Raw genomic sequence first — 20,385 nt, forward strand, 5'->3', positions numbered from 1 at the left:
AGTTATCCATACAGTTCGATATTCTAGCAGCTCGGCTCATTTGGGCTATACAGATAAGGTATTGACGGGACGGTTTTCAAACGAAAAGCGCCCGCGGCCAGATGGTCGTGGGCGCTTGGCGTGTTGCCTATTGGCTGTACGGCGCAGGACTCGTTACTTGGTCTTAGCCACCAGCAGCGGGTCGCCCAGCTTGACGAGCGGGTTGCCGCCGATAAGCGTTCCAGACTCGCCGACATGGTCGATGCTCTTAAGACGATCGAGCTCGGAGATGATGACGGTCACGATGTCCTCGTGGCCAGCGGCCTTAATGGCATCGCGGTCGAAACTGATGAGCGGCTGGCCTGCCTTGACCACATCGCCCATCTCGACAAAGCGGGCAAAACCCTTGCCGTTCATTTGTACGGTGCCCAGGCCGACATGGATGAACACGCGAAGGCCGTCCTCGGTGATCATGCCAATAGAGTGGTTGGTGACGGTGGTGGCGCCGATGCGGCCGTTAGCGGGCGCATAGATGGTGCCGGTGATGGGCTCGATGCCGTAGCCCTGGCCGAGCATACCCGAGGCGATGGTCTCGTCGGGAATCTCGTTTAGATTGACGAGCACACCGTTAACGGGAGCGTAGATGACGCCTTCGCGGGTGGCGAAGCTTGCTGCGGGCGGTACGGACGCCTCGCCCGACGAGTTGAACGTGGACTTGAGCGAATCGAGCAGACCCATAGATGCCTCCAACGTATCAAGTGCGCATGTAGCGCACGCGTAGTTTTGCCGGAAACGTTTCGTGTGTGTTTACCGGCTCGGTCAGCGTCTCTATTTTACGCTGCTCAACGACGTCCCTGAGCTGGGATTATGTGATATATCAGTTGAAGGGAACTTATTGCGGATACGTTTCGATGCCGTGCGTCCAAGTGGGGTACGCTTGAAGGCGATACATAACGTGCGCACGAATCGCGCGAAGGGAGCATATATGATCGTCGAGAGCCATGCGCTGTGGGGCGAGGAGCCGACCGAGGAATATCCGGCGACGTTTACCTATATGGGGGCCGAACCGCTGCCCGGCAAGCCCAATGGTCGTCGCCCGGCAGTGATCATCTGCGGCGGAGGCGCGTTTACGCACATCGCTCCGCACGAGCAGGACCCGGTGGCGTTTGCCTTTTTGGATCACGGGTACCAGGCCTTTGTTCTCAACTATGTCACGAGTGGCACGGGTGACGTGAGCTTTCCGCACCCCCAGGCAGATCTTGCCAAGATGGTCGCCACGGTTCGTGCGAATGCCGACGAGTGGCATGTCGATCCCAAGCGCGTGTGCGTTGTGGGCTTTTCGGCGGGCGGCATGATTTGCGCCTCGCTGGCAACGCAGTGGAAGACCGGCCCCTTCGCGGCACTTGTCGGGGCGCGTCCGGACGACATTCGTCCCGATGCCGTGGTGCTGGGCTATCCATTGCTCGACTTTGCCTATGTCCGCGACATGCAGACGCGCGATCCGCGCATCGACTTGCGCGTGCCCAAGACAGGTGGCAAGACGGGGCGCGATTTGCTCAACGACTACCTGTCGATGGTGACCGGCGGCGAGGCGACCGACGAACACCTGGCCGACATCTGTCCCACCACGCACGTTTCGCGTCAGATGCCGCCGACCTTTGTGTGGGGCGTGTCCGATGACAAAACAGCGCCGATCGCGCAGGTCTATCCGTTTGCTCAGCGCATGGCCGAGGAGGGCGTCGCTTGCGAGATGCACGTCTTTGACCAAGGCGGTCACGGCCTTTCGCTCGGCAATGCCAATACCGCGGTCGACAACGAGGACAAGCAGGTGGCGGTTCGCCCTTGGATTCGCCTAGCCTTCCGCTTCCTGGAGCGCCATCTGTAAGAGTAAGAGGGCCAGTCCCTCCCGTCCCTCATAACTTGCGGTGAAATAGTTCCTGTTTTTGCTGGTTAAAGCCCCAAGCAGGAACTATTCCACCGCAACTTCGTTTTGATGCCCGGGCCGGAAACCGCGTCCCAGTTTTGCCCCTCAAGGTGGGATACAGTTTCCCGCAGAGGGTCGATCGGGAAACCGCATCCCGGTCTGAGCGACGATTCCGGGATGCATTTTCCGCAAGATGCTTCAACCGGAAAACGCATCATGTTTTGAAGCTTCAGAGTGGGACGCGGTTTCCCCGAGAGGCCCCATCGGGAAATCGGGGACCGGAATTCGCCTGAGTAGTGGGATGCAGTTTCCGCAGCAGACTCGTCTGGAAAACTGGGGCCCGGAATCCCCATTGCAACAATCTGTTGATTGAACGTCGCTGCATGTTCGCGCTATCATGCATGGTTAAAATTGGTTAGCCATGGCAAACGGTTAGCAATGGTGAACATAAATGCAACGCCCTGTGGGCGTCGGGGGAGGAACACGGACGTGAAGCTCGATACACTCGAGATTGGAAAGGACGCCGTTGTCGCATCGGTGGCATCGGACGATCAGGCACTCCGACAGCATATTTTGGACATGGGCTTAACGCCGGGCACCGAAGTCACCATGATGAAGTACGCCCCCATGGGCGACCCGCTCGAGATTCGCCTGCGTGGCTACGAGTTGACGCTGCGCAAAGACGATGCTGCTCGCATTGAGCTCGTGGGTATTCACGACACCGATACGAGCCCGCGCGTTAACGCCGCAATCGGCACGACGGAGCACCCGGCGCTCGGTGAGGGGACGTATTCGCCCCGCGCGGCAAAAACGGCCGTGCCCGAGGGCGCGCCGCTGCACTTTGCCCTCGCCGGCAACCAAAATTGCGGCAAGACCACGCTGTTCAACCAGCTGACGGGTTCCAACCAACATGTTGGTAACTTTCCCGGCGTGACGGTCGACCGCAAGGACGGTACTGTCCGTAACCACCCCGAGGCGAGCGTTACCGACCTGCCCGGTATTTATTCGTTGTCGCCGTACACGGGCGAGGAGATTGTCAGCCGTCAATTCATCCTTGACGAGCATCCCGACGCCATCATCGACATCATCGATGCCACCAATATCGAGCGCAACCTCTACCTGACGCTGCAGCTTATGGAGCTCGACTGCCCCATGGTCATCGCGCTCAACATGATGGACGAGGTGACGGCCAACGGCGGCGCCGTGGACGTCAACCTGCTCGAGAGCCTGTTGGGCGTGCCTGTTGTCCCCATTAGCGCTGCCCGCAACGAGGGTATCGGCGAGCTGGTGGATCACGCTCTGCATGTGGCGCGGTTCCGCGAGCGCCCGGGTCGCCTGGACTTCTGCGCGCCCGATGGCCCGGACGGCGGTGCGCTGCATCGCTGCATCCACGGCATTGCCAACCTGATCGAGGACCATGCCGTGACGGCCCGCATTCCGGTGCGTTTTGCGGCGACCAAGCTGGTTGAGGGCGACGAGCTGGTGACCGAGGCACTTCACCTGGATCGCAACGAACTTGACGCTATCGAGCACATCATTACCCAGATGGAGGGCGAGGCCGGCACCGACCGCCTGTCCGCGCTGGCCGATATGCGCTTTAGCTTTATCGGCGACGTGTGCGGGCGCTGCGTGGTGAAGCCGCACGAGAGCCGCGAGCACGTGCGCTCCGTTAAGATCGACCGCATCCTGACGGGTCGCTACACGGCCATCCCGGCGTTTCTGGTGATCATGGGCCTCGTCTTTTGGCTGACGTTTGGCGTGATCGGTGCGGCGTTGCAGGGACTTATGGAGGACGGCATCGCTGTCATCATCGCCTCGGCCGATGCGGGTCTCAAGGCGTTTGGAACCAATGACGTGGTGCGCTCGCTGGCTGTCGACGGCGTGCTTACGGGCGTGGGCAGCGTGCTGACCTTCCTGCCGATTATCGTCGTGCTCTTCTTGTTTCTCTCCATTCTGGAAGACTCCGGCTACATGGCGCGCGTGGCCTTTGTCATGGATAAGGTGCTGCGTCGCTTTGGCCTGTCGGGCCGCAGCTTTGTGCCCATGCTCGTCGGTTTTGGCTGCACCGTGCCGGCTATCATGTCGACCCGTACACTCCCATCCGAGCATGATCGCAAGATGACGGTCATGCTCACGCCGTTCATGAGCTGCTCGGCCAAGTTGCCGGTTTACGGCTTGCTGTGCGGAGCATTCTTCCCGCAGGCGACGGTCCCAGCCATGGTCTCGCTCTATCTGATTGGCATTGCGGTCGGTTGCATCGCGGCTTTGGTGCTCAACCGCACGGCATTTAAGGGCGACCCGGTGCCGTTTATCATGGAGCTTCCCAACTACCGCCTGCCGAGCATCAAGACGACGGTGATGCTGGCGTGGGATAAGGCCAAGGACTTTATTACCAAGGCCTTTACCATCATCTTTGCCGCCACCGTGGTCATCTGGTTCCTCCAGACGTTTGACATCCGCTTTAATGTGGTCGCCGATCAGTCGCAGAGTCTACTTGCCGGTCTGGGTAGCATCATCGCGCCGGCGTTGGCGCCGCTTGGCTTTGGCGACTGGCGTGCATCCACGGCGCTCGTCACCGGACTTATCGCCAAGGAGAGCGTCATCTCGACTCTCACCGTGCTTTTGGATGCAACGTCACCCGCGGCGCTGTCGACCATGTTTTCGCCGTTTACCGCCTACGTGTTCTTGGTCTTTACGCTGCTGTACCCGCCCTGCGTGGCGGCAATCGGTGCCGTCAAGAGCGAGTTGGGCGCGCGCTATGCCGTTGCCGTGTTCGCGTTTCAGGTGACGGTCGCCTGGATCGTGGCGTTTGTCGTGCATTCGGTGGGCATATTGCTGGGGTTGGCTTAGCTATTTATTGACAGCGCAACCTCTGTGTATTGAGTTGATTGCGGCCCCGCATCTGTACTGACGGATGCGGGGCTGTTGCTATATAATCGCCCACCGCCCAAGACAATCGGAGAGGTTTCCTACATGACTCAGGCAAGACAAGATGGCATCTCGCTCAAGCAGTGGCTCCCGCTTATCGGGCTTGCCTGCTGCGCGTTCGTGTTCAACACATCGGAGTTCATGCCCATCGGCCTTCTGACTGATATTGCCGTATCGTTCTCGCTCACCGAGGCCCAGGCAGGCATCATGATTTCGGTCTACGCCTGGGGCGTCATGCTGCTGTCGCTGCCGCTTATGGTGTTTGCCTCGCGCTTTGAGTTCAAGCGTATGCTGCTCGGCGTGCTCGCCGTGTTCTCTCTGGGTCAGTTCCTGTCCGCCGTGGCGCCCACCTATCCTATTTTAGTCTGTGCACGCCTGGTGGTCGCTTGCGCACATGCCGTGTTCTGGTCGGTCGCCTCGATTATGGCTTCGCGCCTGGTCGACACCCGTCACGGGGCGCTCGCCATCAGCATGATCGCCACGGGCTCGTCCATCGCGCAGATCTTTGGCCTGCCGATCGGCCGCGCCATCGGGCTGGCTGTGGGCTGGCGCATGACATTCGCTGTGGTCGGGGCCTTCTCTGCCGCCGCGGTGGTGTACCAGGCAGCGGTGTTCCCGGCCATGCCGGCGGGTGAGCGCTTTGCCGTTAAACAGCTGCCCGAGCTGCTCAAGAACCCGTTCCTCATCGCGCTCTACGCGGTCACGGTTTTTATGGCGACCGGCTATTACACAGGCTACAGCTATATCGAGCCCTTCCTGGCGCAGGTCGCGCACGTCGACGCGGGCGCCATTACCATGACGCTGACGGCGTTTGGCTGCTCCGGTCTGGTGGGCAGCTGGCTGTTTGGCCGCCTGTTCGACGGGCACCGCTTCCCGTTTTTGGCTATCACGCTCTCCGGCGTGCCAGCGGCCCTGCTGCTCATAGGTTCGGCCGCATCGTCGCTCGCAGCAGTGCTTGCCGTCTGCGTGCTGTGGGGCTGCTGCGCCACGGCCTTTAACGTGGCATTCCAGGCCGAGCTTATCAAGTACACGCCCGCGGATTCGTCGGCTGTCGCCATGTCGATCTTCTCGGGCCTGTTTAATCTGGGTATCGGCACGGGCACCGCGATCGGCGGCGCCGTGGTTTCGGGCCCCGGTATCGCCTGGATCGGCTTTGTGGGCGGGGCGATTGCCGTCGTGGGCGTCATCCTCGCCATCACGGTGATGTTCCCGGCCATACGCCGCGCAAAGCCCGTCGCCTAATCACGTTTCCTCATCAGTTGCGGTGGAATACGGACTGCTGGGCCCAATAAACCCGGCAAACAGTCCGTATTTCACCGCAACTTAGAAAGGGGCTGGGGTAGCTAATTTGGGACGGGGCTATTTTAGCTACCTCGCTGAGCATGCGTAAAAGAGGCCGAGGCCGCTCCGGTATGTGCTGGAGTGGCCTAGGTTTTCGTTTTTCTGTCTGCGTATGATCGACCTAGAGCTCGTCTTGGGGGACAACAGTCGTAAGTTGCTCGTTCTCAAATACCGCAGCAAGTCCGTGTTCGGGGTCAAAGCGATAGTTGCACATGAGCGCTGTTTTGCGAGCATCATCGCTTCGAAGTATCACGATGCTGGTCGGAATAACGTATCTAAAGATGTTTGTAATGGGGCCCTCAATCTGATCACCGTCTCTTTCGAGACAATAATCTTCGATCGCTTCCTTGCTGTCCTCAACGATATCCCAGCTTGCAAGCAGGGCGTCCTTTGCTTCCTTTTGAATGTCGAGGACGCCTTGGTCCGAGTCGCACTCGTAATAGACGGGGAGCGAGAAATCCCTGCCCCACAGATTTATGCTGTTAGTCATCGAAGCCGCCAATCTGATTCAGTATATTTTTGATTTCGCTTACGCCGCCGAGATGCCTGCATACGTCGTGAACTTCGGTCGGAACAAGGTAGCACGTTTTCATGTCATTGTGCTCGTGCCAGGTGTACCCGTTTGCCACGCGCCATTTTTTGACGTCTTTATTGGTCCAGTCTTCTTTGCCATCGCGTTGCTCAAGGTTCCAAGCTTTTGCGCATTCAATGTCTGCCTTTTCATAGTTGCCGACAATGCGCTCGCCGTTCTCGCCAATCTGCGAAAGCCTATGCTGGCTCATGCCTTGTATGGTTACTTTCGCCTCAGAGATAGGGTTGAAGTCAGGAATTCCATCCCTGTAATTGATGCCCTCAAGACCTTTGTTTCGAAGAATCTCGCAAACCCTATCGACTGTGGGAACAAACATCGACTCCCCTCGATCGCCCGACCATTTGCCATTGGGATTCTCCATGGTCGGTGTACGGTCCAGCCGTTCCTCATAAGTAGAAGGGTAGTCACACGATTCCACTGAGGATTCAATCAATTTGTCAGGATTGATGTAGTCCGCTCGGTCGATATCGCTAACTTCTGTTTTGGTTTCCTTTGATTCGGGGCCAATGAGTTTATCGGGATTGAACCCAAGTTTATCGCCTGGTTTGGGTTCGTCGATTTTCATTTGCGTGAACTCCATTAGCTTAAATGTCATTAGCTCACCTCGCTATTCTCGTTCCAGTTGTGCCAATCGGAATATGCTTGGGTATCTTGCATTTGCAGACACAAGACATCGGTCATGATGCCCTGAATGATGACCTGCCTGGTGCGGCTGTCGATATCGCGGTTGATGGAAGCCCCGAGCGCCGCTTCTGCCGCTCTTGTCAATTGCTCGGCTTCATTGCTGCTCTTGAGCTCACGTTCGACCGTTTTGACGACATCGGGGAACAGCGCGCTCATAATGGGCGCCAGCTTGGTCATGTGCGGTTCGTTGGGCGGGTTTTGAGCGGTGCGCAGAATACTGACCTTTGTGGACGCGCCGATATGGAGGCGATCGAGCCGTTCGCGAACGCTATGCAGTTCCGCCTCGGTTCCAATGCTGATGCCGTATGCCAACATGCGCGCTACGGAAAGAGCGTCATCGTGTTGGTTGTCTGTGATGTCTTCGATGGGGCGGCTGTATGTAAAGTGCTCGCCATCCTCTGCTTTGGCGATCTTGCAGAGCACCGGCTCAACCCAATCGTTTTGGTAAATGGCCGCAACGCCCTTAGGCAAGCGTGCCAGCTCGGCGATCTGTTGGTCGTTGAGGTTGGCGGCGCGACCGGCGAGTTCGCGGTCCGAAAGATCGGGCAGGCGATGGATGATCTTGGTATTTGTGTTGCGAATGGCTGCCATATCGAGAAGGCCGGGCGCCTGGTCGGCGATGATGAAGCCTTCGCCGTATGTGCGCATCTCGGCGATGGCATTTGAGATCATCTCGACGCTCTTGCCTGTCAGGTCGCCGCTCTCCGAGCCTTGGCTGCTCGACGATCGCTTAAGCAGGTTGTGCGCCTCTTCAAGCACGGTCAGATGGCGAAGCGGCTGGTTCATGCCCTTTTTCTCGGCCATGCGATGTTCTTGAAGTTTGAGTACAAGAAGACCCATGAGTAGGGATTTTGTTTCGGCGGAGCCAATGCGCGATAGATCGATGACTGTGTTGGCGTCAAAAAGCACGCTAGCATCGACTTCGTTCGACGAAAGCATCATGCCGTTGAGCCCGTTGGTGAGCGAGTTGAGACGCGTGAGCAGCGACCCCTTGTAGGCGCCTTTATTTTCGGCATCGTACTCGCTGGAGTCGAGAATCTCGCGGACGTTGCGGGCAACATCTGCAAAGCAGGGAAAGAGATCGGCTCCATACGGGTTATCAGAAGCGGCAAGATCCCATCCGCAGTCTTCGTATGACCTGGCGACAGCGTCTTTAAGGACGGCGGGCATGGCGGCGTACATGGGCCAGCAAACATTAAAGATCTCAACGAGTCGGTCGAGGTGCTCCAGCACATGGATGCCGGACGGGAAGCTAAAAGGATTGATGCGCAGGAGCGGTGTGAATTTTGGATTGGTTCCAAAGACGTTTACGTCTTCGCGGCCCCCGTACACGTCCTTGTATTCGCCCTTGGCAGGTTCAATGACAAGAAAGTTGACCTGCTGATCGAGCGCCTGATCGAGGATGCGGCAGACGGTATTGGTCTTTCCTGCGCCGGTGCTGCCCGTAACAAAGGTGTGCGAGGCAAGTGAGTCTTTTGACAGGAACGTCCTAATGCGCTCCTCGCGATGCATATGGAAAACCTTGCCTATGCAAAGGCCTTGTTGGGGCTGCGTGCCATCGAACGCTGAGACATTGCGTCCAAAAGAAGCACACTCGATAACGGGCAGCCCTGGGACGGACTTTTTGGGAAAGTTGAGCGAGTAGGCCAGCTCCTTGCCCGAAAGGGCGGTCGTTGCATCGACTGTTGCTGGGTAAACCGAAAAACTTGGATGTTGATCGAGCAGGGCGGGGGAGAGGGCAAAAGCAGGGTGGCGCAAATCGCGAAGGTAGGAACAGACTGCCACAGCGTCGGAGCTTTGCTCTCCGAGGTCTCCGCGCCAGAGGTTTACCGCAGCCTGAGACATATAGGACTCTTTGCCCTGGGTGAGGGCGAGGTAGGTGTGGGCAACGTTATTCGCGACGTTGTGGTCTTCTGACAGCACGTAGGCGCAAAAGTCCCACATGCCGAGTGCCGAGGCAAGGTCGTAGCGTTTCATTTGCAACTCGAGGATTTCGAGCGCGTGTTGGATGGAGTAATTCTTGAACGTCTGTGTGATGCCTTCGTCAGCGCCGATGGTAGCGGTGACCGTGCTTGAGCGCGCGAATGATCCGCCAAAGTTGGCGCCAAGATTTACGGCCTGCGAAACGCCGGAAGTTACGGACGCTCCCTTAGAGACAGCCTTGCCAACGCCGCTGGTAACGGCTTTGCCGAGCGAGTTTGATATGGCTTTGCCGGTAGATGAACTTGTGCCTTTAGACGTAGATGTGGAGTGTGACGAGCCCTCGGTATGGCTTGCGGATACACCGAGATTGCCGCCGCCGTATACGCCTGCGGATGCGCCTGCGCCTGCGCCTACACCTAGGCTTACGCTCCCGCTCGAGGATTCATTTCTGCCGTCGGTGACCGTATCCGTGATGCTTTCGGTCGATGTGGACGAGTCGGTTACGCTCTCGTTGCTCGATTCCGAGGTCGACTCGTTTGTCGATTCCGTTTCGTTGTAGTTTTGAGCAACAGCCTGATTGCTCCCCACCTGCCTGCCGGCACTCACGCCTGCATTGATGCCAACCGTCGCGGACGATCCGATGGAGTCGTTTTGGTGGTAGGTATAGTTGGTCGTCCATGAGGCATAGGGCGTCAGCAGTGAGTGGAGTTCGGCGAGACGGAGTTTGCGCGATTCGATATCATGGATCGGGGTTGCGAGCAGCACGATAGTGTAGTCTTCGCTCGGCCTGCCAGGCACAATGCCGTCAAGAACTTTTTCAATGGTTTGCGTGACGAACTTCTCGTTCTTTTCGGCCGGAATATTCGAAACGGCGGCAACCGAAGACGAGCGTCGATTGTCTAGACACGGAATGGGGCCGCGGTTGGCGGGTCCCACTTCGGAACCGGGGAAGTTGCCCCTCAAGGCATCCGACATGCGCCGGGAAAAATTATCGGCGTCGATGTTGTCGCGGGCATTGTCGCTGTTGACGACTGCAAGGAATACCTCGGCGCTTGCGCTGGTTCGATTAAAAACCAGCGCAATGTTGCAATCTTCGTCAGAGAGAACGTCGTACACATTTACGAGCTTCTCGAGACTGTCCTCGTTGGGGTCGACGACCCACTTCGTGATATTCATGAAGCGGATGTTGTTGTCGGCGTTAAAGCCCGTGGGGTATTCGATAGAGGGGTCAATCGGCGCGTATACATTTCGTAGCTGCGGCAGATAGGCGTTGTGAAGCTCAACGGCGGCAGTTGCCAAGAGCCGATTGGTGAGCTCGATAGCTTGCTCGTCTGCCGGATTCGGCTTTTCTGACAAGTATGCTGTTCGCTTTTTGTCTACCTCATCGAGTTGGGAGCTGCTGAGTACCGAGACGGTTGCGACCGCGTTGCCGGCTTTATCGGCAGCGCGCATAATCGCGTTTTTGATGCCCATGCGATCAGCCTATTCCTTCCAATTAATGACGCGCGCAATGTACTCTTTTCGATTATTGAGCGTCTCGAGTTTTGCTTCGAGAGCGTTGATCTCCGCGGTTTGCTTGTTGATGTCTTCGACATGGCCATGGAGCACCGGGTTGTAGTCGGTGATATTGCTCGTAATTTGGCCGAGCAGCTCGTTGAGCCATTCGGTAAAGCCGTAGGTATGCTCGCGCTCTGTTTCGGCGCGTGCTTCGCAGAAATACCGTGAGATTTCGCGGTTGAATTTGTCTTCGACTTTCCTAAGCAAAAGCTTGTCAGATTTAAAGATGACACGGTCCATGAGCTTCAGTTCGGTAAAGTCTGCCTTACTGAAAATAGGGTCTTTTGTCTTATCGAGCGCGAGGCCATGATATTTAAGAATGATATCGCCGACCTCTTGGCGCTTCTCTTCGGAAAGAGGATTGTCGCTGCTGGTGGCGATGCGATAGAGGGCATCGCGGCTACGCTCTGCGCAATCTTTCCAATAGCTTTGCGACAGCTCATCGATGGTCTGAGCTATTTGCTCGGCGCATTCGTCATAGTGATTGATGACCTCGTTAAAGAGTTGGTCGGCGGCATCTTTGTCGGCTGTTTTTTCGGCGGCCTTTGCATCAGATCTTTTGTGAAATGCATCGGTTATGTCATCGCAAAGACCCTTGCCAACGTCCGCAAGGTCACCCGTTGGACGAGGTCCACTATCCTTTTGCGCATTGACCTGGCTTCCCTTTATGGAGTCGCCGAGCCTATTGAAGAAGTTGGGTGCAATCGAATCAAACGCTTTCGCTGCCGCGATTGAGCGTTTTGAGTACTCGAGCCCCTCTCGCTTTTCCTCGGTAATGGCGTTTTGGCGTGCCTGGAGCGCATCAAGACTGGTCTCCCATTGTTTGGCCGAAACGCTCTTGTCGATTGTTTCCCTATAGCTTGCCGAAGCATCCTCCTTTGCATGCTCCTTGCAGGCTTCGAGCTGATCGATAAGAGCGCGCTTATCCTCTTCGAGTTCGGCTTCTCGTTGCGCTTTCTTTTGTTCAAGGTCGGTTTTCTTATCGGCAATCTCTTCTTCGGTTATGCCGACAATTTCTTGCAGAAGCGATTCCGACCTGCTGCATTTGTTATATGCGGAGTACCGTTCGGCAAACAGGCGTATTTCGTTTTCGATGCAAAAGAGTCCGCTATTGGCAAGAAGGAGGTCCTTGCAAGCCTCGGATTCGCGATTGGTTCTGCGCGAGATCTGTCCCGGAAGGATATCGTAACGGTAGAGCGTTTTATAGAAGCGGCTTGTCGGGTCGGTGTATTTACGCTGCTGGTCTTCGAATCTTTCGGCATAGTTGTCGCTTATAAACTCGCCGGAGTTCTTTGAGCCTAGGCCGAGGATGGAAGAAACAAAGTAGATACCTTGACCATAGAGCCTGGACGGAATGAACTGGCGCATGATGTCCGAGACCCGTTCGTCGTCAAACCCGCCTTTGGGAAGGTCGGCGGAATCCGCCTTGTTGACTACGATCATGGTAAAGCGTTCATCGATTGCGGGGATCTCCTTTATTTCGTTGGAGAGGTTCTCGTTGTCTTTCGTGTCGAGTGTGGTGTACTCGGCAACGAAAATGGGAAGACCGTTCGAGAGGCCTTCCATGGCTTGTTTGAGCACTCTGGTATGGTCATCATTCGTGGCGGAATTTGGGCCGGGGGTGTCAAAGATGACAAACTCTCTGTCATGGGGCCACGGGTCGGTATCGCTAAAGGGAACTTCGATTCTGATCAGATCGGAGATGGTCCGGTCGTCTTCATCGGCATGATATGAGTTAAGAACCTTGAGGGTGTTGTTCATATGGGCCGCCATGCCGGCTGTGGAACCGGCAACCTTGGTTGCGATTTTGTCGTAGAGGGGGTCCCCCGTAAGCTCCTTGTTTTCCATGAGGCCATCAAGATTAAAGCGCAACAAGAACCGCCTGTTGCCACAGAAGAATTGAACCATTGCGCGGTCTCGGTCTTTTGAGCGCTTGATTTGGAATATGCGTGCCGTTACGGGCCCATCGCCGCTGGGGAGGATTTCCATGCCGATAAGGGCGTTGATGAGCGTCGATTTGCCAGCGCTATAGGTGCCAAGCACGCACAGCGGGATGATGTCGCTCGAAACATCGGTGAACTTCCTAATTTGCTCAGAGACTTTTGTTCGCTCGGAGACTGCTTCGTCTACAAGCCCCTGGATTTCCCTGAAGACTTCGACAATTTCTGGCAAGACGTCTCGGGCGTTTGATAGATAACGCTCGTCTCGCATAGCCTCGTATGTGTTGGCGCGTGGCCCTTCGGTACAGATGGCGAGCAGCTCCTGCCATTCGTCATCCGCGCCTTCAAAATGCAATTCGATTTTGTCGCCGCCGCCGAACTCTTTGGCGAGGATGTCGATGATCTCTTCGGCCTTAAAGGGGAAGAATCCGTTAACGATCTTTGTGCTATGGAGCGCGCTGTTGGGATTTGTGGAGGTCGTTATTTCTTGCCAGCCGTTATCCCATCGGAAGAACCGGACAATTTTTTGATATGGATTGCTGACGATCTTGATTTTAATGTCTGCCATCGTTCAACTACCTTTGTAAGTCAGGTGTGGGAATATGCCGTCTTCATCATAGGGTAGCCACCCGTGCGGACACCTCTTTATTCGCTCAGCGGCATCTCGGCAGTACCATTTATTTCGCAAGATCCTCGCCATCACCGTGCTGTTCCCGGCCATACGCTGCGCCAAGCCCGTCCCAGATTAACTACCCTGCTGGGCATACAATGGATGTCGTTGTGTTGGCTTACCGGGAGGTTGCTATGTGGGCATACGAGACGACGTTCTATCAAATCTATTCGCTGGGCTTTTGTGGAGCTCCGCGCGAAAACGCCGCGCCCGTTGCCGAGGATGCGCTTGCCCAGGCTGCCAACGACGCGCCCAACCCCGATGCCCCCATCATGAAAATCGCCCAATGGGCCGACTACCTGCAGGAACTAGGTATTGGCGCTGTGCTCATCAACCCACCGCTCGAGTCCGATAGCCATGGCTACGACACGCGCAGCCTGCGCCACATCGACCGTCGCCTGGGTGGGGATGCCGACTTTGCCGCCGTGTGCGAGACGCTGCATGCCCACGGCATCCGCGTGGTGCTCGACGCCGTCTTCAACCACGTCGGTCGCGGCTTTTGGGCCTTCCGCGATGTGCAGGAGCGCAAGTGGGACTCGCCCTACAAGGACTGGTTCCACATCAGCTTTGACGGCGACTCGTGCTACGGCGACGGCTTTTGGTACGAGGGCTGGGAAGGCCATTTTGAGCTCGTGAAGCTCAACCTGCAAAACCCCGCCGTGGTCGATTACCTGCTCGAGTCCGTGCGCCGTTGGGCCGAGGTCTTTGGCGTCGACGGTCTGCGCCTGGACGTCGCCTATATGCTCGACCGCGACTTTATGCGCCGCCTGCACGCCTTTGCCCGTGAGCTCAAACCCGATTTTGTCCTGATCGGCGAGACGCTCCACGGCGACTACAACCAGATCGTCAACGACGAGATGCTCGACTCCTGCACCAACTACGAGTGTTACAAGGGACTGTACTCCAGCTTTAACTCGATCAACATGTTCGAGATCGCCCACTCGCTGCACCGTCAGTTTGGCGGCGACCCGTGGTGTATCTACCGCGGCAAGCACCTGCTGTCGTTTGTCGACAACCACGACGTGCCGCGCCTGGCGAGCATCCTTACCGACAAGTCGTGCCTGCGTCCCGCCTATGGCATGCTCTTTGGCATGCCGGGCATCCCGTGCATCTACTATGGCAGCGAGTGGGGAATTGCTGGCGAAAAGGGCGGCCCCGATGGCGACTGGGCGCTGCGCCCTGCGCTCGATGAGCCTGCACCCAACGAGCTGACGGCGTTCGTCACACAGCTTGCGCACCTGCGCTCGGCCGACGACGCGGCGGCACGCGCTCTCAGCTACGGCGCGTACCGCAACGTGGTGATCCAGAACAAGCAGCTGCTGTTCGAGCGCGCCTGCGACGACGCGACGGTGCTCGTGGCGGTCAATGCCGTGAACGAGCCTTATACCTTTGGAGCCGGCGAACTCAACGGTTCCTTCGTCGACCTACTTGCCGACGATGCACCCACGGTCGAGCTGACGGGTGCGCTTGAACTTGCGCCCTACGAGGTGCGCTATCTGTTGAGGGCCTAGGTCATGGCGGCGTCAGACGAGGGCTATCAACATATTGAGCATGGGTTTGAGCCCGTGTTTGACCAGCACTCGCGCGTTTTGGTGCTGGGATCGTTTCCCTCGGTGCTTTCGCGCGCCAATGCCTTTTATTACGGCAACCCTCAGAATCGCTTTTGGCGCGTGATGGCCGCGTGCCTTGGTGTGCCTGTACCACCCAACGAGGGCGACCCTTTGGTGGGCGGCGAGCCCGCGACGCTCGACGCCTCTATTGCCGCCAAGCGATCCATGCTGTTGAACGGTGGTGTGGCCCTGTGGGATGTGGTCGAGAGCTGCGACATTAAGGGGTCGAGCGACGCGAGCATCAAAAACGTTGTGCCGGCATATATCGAACGCATCACTGGAGCTGCGCCCATCGAGCGGGTGGTATGCAACGGAGGTACGGCGGGGCGCCTCTATAAGCGCTATCTACAGGAGCGGACGGGTCTGTCCGCTGTCGTGTTGCCGTCAACTAGTCCCGCTAACGCGGCCTGGCGCCTGGAGCGGCTTGTCGAGCGCTGGCGCGAGGCAGTTGACTGGACCGCACGGTAATCTAGATCCTTGATTGAGCATGGGTGCCGAGGCGTTTGATGATGGCATGCCAGATTGGTGCGGGCACGGCGGGCTTGACGCGCACCATGCCGTCGACATCGACACTATCGGCATCGCCGCCGCCAAGCAGCTGCGCATGCTCTATGGAGCAGCCCATGCGCACGGCGCCTACAAGCTTATCCATCGCTTCGGAAAATGGCCGGCGTAAGAGGCCCATACGCGGGGAGTGGCGAAGCGCCGCAATACCGCTGCCGGCGCAGATGACAACGCCACCGCACCATGGCAGGTCGCGTAGAATACATGCCCGGTACAGGTGGTCGAGGACTTCGTCCGCCTGCTTGTTGTTTTTTGACAGGGCCTGGACGACGGCGTAGACGCGTGTCTCTGTATCCCCGAAGCGATCGAGCACCTGCTCGACAGCGATCATCGCCTCATCATCAAATGCATCATCAACAGTGAACACCATGCCATCGACTACACCGGCATCATCCGCCTCCAAATCGACCGGACGGGGGAGCGCGGTGCCGGAAAGCTGAGCATAGGCGGCGATGGCATCCTGCAGGTCCCAAAGCAAAAACTCAAGATCGGCGCTCTCGGGAATACTGATATATGCAATGGTTTGCAACGTTTTTGGTACATCGCCGCGTGCAGTTGTCTCCATGCCGCCTCCTTTCCGGTTGGTTTCCGTTTAGGTTACACCGTCTGGTGGCGCGCGGGCGCGCTATCCTAGTGCAACCCTTACGAAAGGAACGCCATGCGACTGCCCATGAACACCTCGCTTGCCACGCTCAAGCCCTCCGGCATTCGCCGGATCAACGCGCTCGCCGCCCAGCATCCGGGGTGCATTGCGCTCGCGCTTGGCGAGCCCGATTTCCCCACGCCCGATGTGATTAGCGCCGAGGTGACCGCCGCGCTGGGCCGCGGTGACACGCACTATCCGCCCAACAACGGCCGTCCCGCCCTGCGCGAGGCGCTGTCTACCTACATGGGAGACGCGGGCCTTACGTTTTCGGCCGACGAGGTCATCCTGACCGACGGCGCGACCGAGGCCCTGTCGGCAACATTTATGGCCATGCTCAACCCCGGCGACGAGGTTATTATCCCCACGCCAGCCTTTGGTCTGTACGAGAGCATCGTCGTGGCCAACCATGCCAAGGCGGTCTTTTTGGATACGGAGCCCGCGCAATTTCAGATTGACGAGGACGCGCTTCGCGCCTGCGTGACGCCGGCGACTAAGGCCATCGTCATCTGCACGCCCAACAATCCTACGGGCTGTATCCTCGACGCGGCATCGCTCGACGCCGTGGCACACGTGGCAGAGCAAGCGGGCATCTACGTAATCTGCGACGACGTATATAACCGCCTGGTCTATGTGGATGGCTATGAGCGCTTTGCCCAGCGCCACCCGGAGCTACGCGAGCAGACGGTGGTCATCGAGAGCTTCTCCAAGCCATGGGCTATGACCGGCTGGCGCTTGGGCTGGCTCGCAGCTGCAGCCCCCGTCATCGCCGAGATCGCAAAAGCTCACCAATACCTAGTATCGAGCGCCGTCTCCTTCGAAATGGACGCCGCGGCCCGAGCCCTGACCGTCGACCCAACCCCCATGCTCAAAGTCTACCGAGCCCGCCGCGAACGCGTGCTCGCAGCCTTAGACACCATGGGCCTCGACGTAGTGGAACCAGCCGGCGCCTTCTACGCTTTCCCCAGTATCAAACAATTCGGCCTAACAAGCGAAGACTTCTGCATCAAAGCCATCAAAGAAGCCAACGTAGCCCTAGTCCCCGGAGACTACTTCGGCACCGAAGGCCACATCCGCTTAAGCTACTGCGTCTCCGACCAAGATCTGGACGAAGGCCTCCGCCGCCTGTCCACCTTCGTCTCGGCCCTATAACCATCAGGGACGCAACACATCAGCCCACCGACATAAGGATTGTGAGTGGGGCGCGTCGGCCAACGGCAACCCTGGCTGCCCCAAAGTCAACACAGGTCGCGCCGCCAAAGGCCAGGCGCAAGCTTTTCGTAGATTCCGCACGAGCCGAAGAGCACTAAATGTGCTCTTCGTGCGAGCCCAGGACCTGACCGAGCGAAAAGCTTGCGCCTGGCCTTTGGCGGCGCGACCGAGATGGTGGAATTGTGTGCAGCCAGGGTTGCCGTTGACCGACGCCGGGGTCCCCGCCATAATACTTTCGGTTCACGCACGAATCCGCTGCCAGAGACAGCCGGTGCAAACGGGCATTGCCCGCGAGCTCAATGGGATATCCCGCCAGCCGAGGTGGTCGAGTAGATATGTCTTCTCGCCCCCGTCGCTCATGCAGCGCGGGGGCTTTCTTTTTGGACATGCCCCCGTCACGTCCTTGTGGCGGACCGTGCCCGGAAAGAATTCGAGGAGGTGTAATTCATGCCCCAGCAGTACAAAATCGACAAGGTTGCAGAGATCGAGTCCCGTATCGCCGAGAACGCCGGTCTGTTCGTCGTCAACTACAACGGTCTGACGGTTAAGCAGGCTCAGGAGCTGCGTCATCAGCTTCGCGAGTGCGGCGCCGAGATGAAGGTCTACAAGAACAACCTGGTCAAGATCGCTCTCAAGAACCAGGAGCAGCCCGAGCTCGACGAGATCCTCGCCGGCCCCGTCGCTTATGTGTTCTACGAGACCGAGCCGGTCGAGGCCGCCAAGGCCCTTAAGGACTTCTCCGCTAAGTCCAAGGGCGTCCTTGAGATCAAGGGCGGTATCTCCGACGGCAAGGCCGTTTCCGCTGATGATGTTAAGGCTATCGCCGAGCTGCCCACCAAGGACCAGCTTCTCGGCCAGATCGCCGGTCTCATCTCCGGTTTCGCTCGCGACATCGCTGTCTGCGTCAACGGCGTTTCCTCTGGTCTCGCTCGTTCGATCCAGCAGGTCTCCGAGCAGAAGGCAGCCTAGTCGCTGTTTTCACCCGCGGCGGCAACGCCGCACCCCTGGCGCATTCGCGCCGTGTTTTAACTGATCTCCGTGCACAGACACGGAAACCGAAAGGACTTAGAAATGGCTAAGCTTACCACCGATGAGATCATCGATGCTCTTAAGGAAATGACCCTTCTCGAGGCTTCCGAGCTCGTTAAGGCTATCGAGGACACCTTCGGCGTTTCCGCCGCTGCTCCTGCCGCTGTTGTCGCCGCTCCCGCTGCTGGCGCTGCTGAGGCCGAGGAGAAGACCGAGTTTGACGTCGTGCTCGAGGGCTTCGGCGACAACAAGATCCAGGTCATCAAGGCCGTCCGTGAGCTCACCAACCTTGGCCTGAAGGAGGCCAAGGAGGTCGTCGAGAGCGCTCCCAAGGCTGTTCTCGAGGGCGCCAAGAAGGAGGACGCCGAGGCTGCCAAGGAGAAGCTCGAGGCTGCTGGCGCTGCTGTCACCCTCAAGTAATCAGGCTTTCTCGCCAGATTTCTTTGCAGACGGGGTTCGCATTGCGAGCCCCGTCTTTTTTGTTTTGGCCCCTCATTCCCATTGCTCGGCACGCAGAACACCGCCGTCTTCGCCGTGCCAATCCCGTTACCGCTGGGGCATAAAATTGCACCATTCGAGCAATAATTTGCGTTGACCTGCTGAAGAATTGCGTTTGCCTTACGGGGACGTATGTCTCCGGCGGTAAGATACTTCGGTATCGCAATTTGGTCTGCGGCCGCCGTGCCGCACGCTTGGGGCGCTTTGCGCCTGCGAAAGGATCCTTGAATAATATGAAGGCAATCATCCCCGCCGCCGGCCTTGGCACGCGTTTTCTGCCTGGCACTAAGTGCACGCCCAAAGAGATGCTGCCGGTGCTCGACAAGCCGGTTATCCAGTACGTCGTTGAGGAGGCACTCGACCCCGAGGAGGTCGACGACGCCATCATCGTTACCTCTCCCGGTAAGCCCGAGCTGCTGAGCTACTTCCAGCCCGACCGTTCGCTCGAGAACCTGCTGCGCGAGCGCGGCAAGAACGCCTATGCCGATGCCGTCGCCCACGCTGGCGGTATGCCGGTCGATTTCCGTTATCAGTACGAGCCCAAGGGCCTCGGCCATGCCATTCGCTCGGCGGCCGATGCTGTGGCGGGGGAGAACTTCCTGGTTCTTCTGGGCGACTATGTTGTGCCCAACCATGACATTTGCGACAAGATGCTTGCCGTCTCCAAGGAGCATGGCGGCGCTTCGGTTATCGCTGTTGCCGCGTGTGCTCCCGAGGAGGTCAGCCGCTATGGCGTTATCGCCGGCGAGCGCGTGGGCTCCCTCGAGGGCGCTGAGGGCGTTGGCGATGCCGAGCCTGGCGCCGTGTGGCGTATCGGCGGCTTGGTGGAGAAGCCTGCTCCCGAGGCTGCGCCTTCTAACCTTTACATCGTCGGACGCTATCTGCTGAGCCCGCTGGTCATGGAGCTGCTTGCCGACCAGCAGGCCGGCAAGGGCGGCGAGATCCAGCTGACCGACGCCATGGCCCGTTCGCTCGACCGCGAGGCCATGTACGCCGTCGTCATCGATCCTCTGTCGGGCTACGACACCGGCACGCCTTCTGGCTGGATGGCCACCAACGCCCTTATGGCCGCAAGCGATCCTCGCTTTGCCGATGCCTTCTGGGATGCCATCGACGAGCGCGGCGGCTTGATGCGCAAGTAAGCAGCGCTTACGGGTGCGGACTTCGGTCTGCACCCGTTTTTTTGCGAACTGCCGCTTAGCTCCGGAAAGTGCGACCCACAATTTGATCGAATTCTGGGATGCGCTTTCCGGCTGAGGACCCTAGCGGAAAGCGCATCCCAGAATATCGG

General features: G+C 58.1%; 15 protein-coding genes. 9 read left to right on the forward strand and 6 right to left on the reverse strand.

The window, feature by feature from the left end:
* Positions 1-153: 153 nt before the first annotated feature.
* The gene (locus ACQRCA_RS02955; protein ID WP_154514730.1) at positions 154-717 is read right to left on the reverse strand and encodes a PTS sugar transporter subunit IIA; all 564 of its coding nucleotides are present in this window, start codon (positions 715-717) and stop codon (positions 154-156) included.
* 247 nt (positions 718-964) lie between these two features.
* Here ACQRCA_RS02955 and ACQRCA_RS02960 point away from each other — a divergent pair, with 247 nt between their 5' ends.
* The 3 genes from ACQRCA_RS02960 (at position 965) to ACQRCA_RS02970 (ending at position 6,073) form a co-directional block, all read left to right on the forward strand.
* Positions 965-1,864, forward strand: coding sequence for an alpha/beta hydrolase (locus tag ACQRCA_RS02960; RefSeq protein ID WP_427718400.1), 900 nt, complete (start codon positions 965-967; stop codon positions 1,862-1,864).
* 477 nt (positions 1,865-2,341) lie between these two features.
* The gene (gene feoB / locus ACQRCA_RS02965; protein WP_427718402.1) at positions 2,342-4,753 is read left to right on the forward strand and encodes a ferrous iron transport protein B; all 2,412 of its coding nucleotides are present in this window, start codon (positions 2,342-2,344) and stop codon (positions 4,751-4,753) included.
* 123 nt (positions 4,754-4,876) lie between these two features.
* Positions 4,877-6,073 carry an MFS transporter gene (locus tag ACQRCA_RS02970; RefSeq protein WP_427718405.1) on the forward strand — a complete coding sequence of 399 codons (1,197 nt, stop codon included), beginning with the start codon at positions 4,877-4,879 and terminating at the stop codon, positions 6,071-6,073.
* 220 nt (positions 6,074-6,293) lie between these two features.
* Here the strand turns inward: ACQRCA_RS02970 and ACQRCA_RS02975 are convergent, their stop codons facing one another.
* The 4 genes from ACQRCA_RS02975 to ACQRCA_RS02990 are packed head-to-tail and all read right to left on the reverse strand — an operon-like array spanning position 6,294 to position 13,436.
* Positions 6,294-6,662, reverse strand: coding sequence for a DUF6985 domain-containing protein (locus tag ACQRCA_RS02975; protein WP_427718407.1), 369 nt, complete (start codon positions 6,660-6,662; stop codon positions 6,294-6,296).
* Positions 6,655-7,329: an HNH endonuclease gene (locus tag ACQRCA_RS02980; RefSeq protein ID WP_427718409.1), complete on the reverse strand. Its 675-nt coding sequence runs from the start codon at positions 7,327-7,329 to the stop codon at positions 6,655-6,657. The genes ACQRCA_RS02975 and ACQRCA_RS02980 overlap by 8 nt, the downstream gene beginning before the upstream one ends.
* 29 nt (positions 7,330-7,358) lie before the next feature.
* The gene (locus ACQRCA_RS02985; RefSeq protein WP_427718412.1) at positions 7,359-10,844 is read right to left on the reverse strand and encodes an ATP-binding protein; all 3,486 of its coding nucleotides are present in this window, start codon (positions 10,842-10,844) and stop codon (positions 7,359-7,361) included.
* 9 nt (positions 10,845-10,853) lie between these two features.
* Positions 10,854-13,436, reverse strand: coding sequence for a dynamin family protein (locus tag ACQRCA_RS02990; RefSeq protein ID WP_427718415.1), 2,583 nt, complete (start codon positions 13,434-13,436; stop codon positions 10,854-10,856).
* 236 nt (positions 13,437-13,672) lie between these two features.
* Here ACQRCA_RS02990 and ACQRCA_RS02995 point away from each other — a divergent pair, with 236 nt between their 5' ends.
* Entirely contained in the window at positions 13,673-15,049 is a 1,377-nt protein-coding gene (locus tag ACQRCA_RS02995; RefSeq protein ID WP_427718417.1) for an alpha-amylase family glycosyl hydrolase, read from the forward strand.
* A 3-nt stretch (positions 15,050-15,052) separates the two neighbouring features.
* Positions 15,053-15,616: a uracil-DNA glycosylase family protein gene (locus ACQRCA_RS03000; protein WP_427718419.1), complete on the forward strand. Its 564-nt coding sequence runs from the start codon at positions 15,053-15,055 to the stop codon at positions 15,614-15,616.
* A 1-nt stretch (position 15,617) separates the two neighbouring features.
* Here the strand turns inward: ACQRCA_RS03000 and ACQRCA_RS03005 are convergent, their stop codons facing one another.
* Positions 15,618-16,277, reverse strand: a complete 660-nt coding sequence (locus ACQRCA_RS03005; RefSeq protein WP_427718421.1) for a hypothetical protein — start codon at positions 16,275-16,277, stop codon at positions 15,618-15,620.
* 93 nt (positions 16,278-16,370) lie between these two features.
* On the opposite strand from ACQRCA_RS03005, the gene ACQRCA_RS03010 reads away from it, so the two are divergent.
* The 4 genes from ACQRCA_RS03010 to ACQRCA_RS03025 all read left to right on the forward strand — a co-directional run bounded on the left by ACQRCA_RS03010 (position 16,371) and on the right by ACQRCA_RS03025 (position 20,236).
* Positions 16,371-17,507, forward strand: a complete 1,137-nt coding sequence (locus ACQRCA_RS03010) for a pyridoxal phosphate-dependent aminotransferase (protein ID WP_427718424.1) — start codon at positions 16,371-16,373, stop codon at positions 17,505-17,507.
* Positions 17,508-18,014: 507 nt separating this feature from the next.
* A complete protein-coding gene (gene rplJ, locus ACQRCA_RS03015; RefSeq protein WP_089572500.1) occupies positions 18,015-18,536 on the forward strand; it encodes a 50S ribosomal protein L10 in 522 nt (173 codons plus the stop codon).
* A 102-nt stretch (positions 18,537-18,638) separates the two neighbouring features.
* Positions 18,639-19,016 (forward strand): 50S ribosomal protein L7/L12, encoded by a 378-nt coding sequence (rplL, locus tag ACQRCA_RS03020; RefSeq protein ID WP_154514707.1) that lies wholly within the window; start codon positions 18,639-18,641, stop codon positions 19,014-19,016.
* A gap of 311 nt (positions 19,017-19,327) precedes the next feature.
* Entirely contained in the window at positions 19,328-20,236 is a 909-nt protein-coding gene (locus ACQRCA_RS03025) for a UTP--glucose-1-phosphate uridylyltransferase (RefSeq protein WP_368136490.1), read from the forward strand.
* The last annotated feature ends 149 nt before the right edge of the window (positions 20,237-20,385 follow it).

This window comes from Collinsella sp. SGI.095, from assembly GCF_050314535.1.
Taxonomy (GTDB): Bacteria; Actinomycetota; Coriobacteriia; order Coriobacteriales; family Coriobacteriaceae; genus Collinsella.

What these genes read in the sequence shown, in the direction of transcription:
- ACQRCA_RS02955 (WP_154514730.1), bottom strand. Translation starts at nt 717, where the DNA reads ATGGGTCTGCTCGATTCGCTCAAGTCCACGTTCAACTCGTCGGGCGAG.
- ACQRCA_RS02960 (WP_427718400.1), top strand. Translation starts at nt 965, where the DNA reads ATGATCGTCGAGAGCCATGCGCTGTGGGGCGAGGAGCCGACCGAGGAA.
- feoB (WP_427718402.1), top strand. Translation starts at nt 2,342, where the DNA reads ATGGTGAACATAAATGCAACGCCCTGTGGGCGTCGGGGGAGGAACACG.
- ACQRCA_RS02970 (WP_427718405.1), top strand. Translation starts at nt 4,877, where the DNA reads ATGACTCAGGCAAGACAAGATGGCATCTCGCTCAAGCAGTGGCTCCCG.
- ACQRCA_RS02975 (WP_427718407.1), bottom strand. Translation starts at nt 6,662, where the DNA reads ATGACTAACAGCATAAATCTGTGGGGCAGGGATTTCTCGCTCCCCGTC.
- ACQRCA_RS02980 (WP_427718409.1), bottom strand. Translation starts at nt 7,329, where the DNA reads ATGAAAATCGACGAACCCAAACCAGGCGATAAACTTGGGTTCAATCCC.
- ACQRCA_RS02985 (WP_427718412.1), bottom strand. Translation starts at nt 10,844, where the DNA reads ATGGGCATCAAAAACGCGATTATGCGCGCTGCCGATAAAGCCGGCAAC.
- ACQRCA_RS02990 (WP_427718415.1), bottom strand. Translation starts at nt 13,436, where the DNA reads ATGGCAGACATTAAAATCAAGATCGTCAGCAATCCATATCAAAAAATT.
- ACQRCA_RS02995 (WP_427718417.1), top strand. Translation starts at nt 13,673, where the DNA reads ATGTGGGCATACGAGACGACGTTCTATCAAATCTATTCGCTGGGCTTT.
- ACQRCA_RS03000 (WP_427718419.1), top strand. Translation starts at nt 15,053, where the DNA reads ATGGCGGCGTCAGACGAGGGCTATCAACATATTGAGCATGGGTTTGAG.
- ACQRCA_RS03005 (WP_427718421.1), bottom strand. Translation starts at nt 16,277, where the DNA reads ATGGAGACAACTGCACGCGGCGATGTACCAAAAACGTTGCAAACCATT.
- ACQRCA_RS03010 (WP_427718424.1), top strand. Translation starts at nt 16,371, where the DNA reads ATGCGACTGCCCATGAACACCTCGCTTGCCACGCTCAAGCCCTCCGGC.
- rplJ (WP_089572500.1), top strand. Translation starts at nt 18,015, where the DNA reads ATGCCCCAGCAGTACAAAATCGACAAGGTTGCAGAGATCGAGTCCCGT.
- rplL (WP_154514707.1), top strand. Translation starts at nt 18,639, where the DNA reads ATGGCTAAGCTTACCACCGATGAGATCATCGATGCTCTTAAGGAAATG.
- ACQRCA_RS03025 (WP_368136490.1), top strand. Translation starts at nt 19,328, where the DNA reads ATGAAGGCAATCATCCCCGCCGCCGGCCTTGGCACGCGTTTTCTGCCT.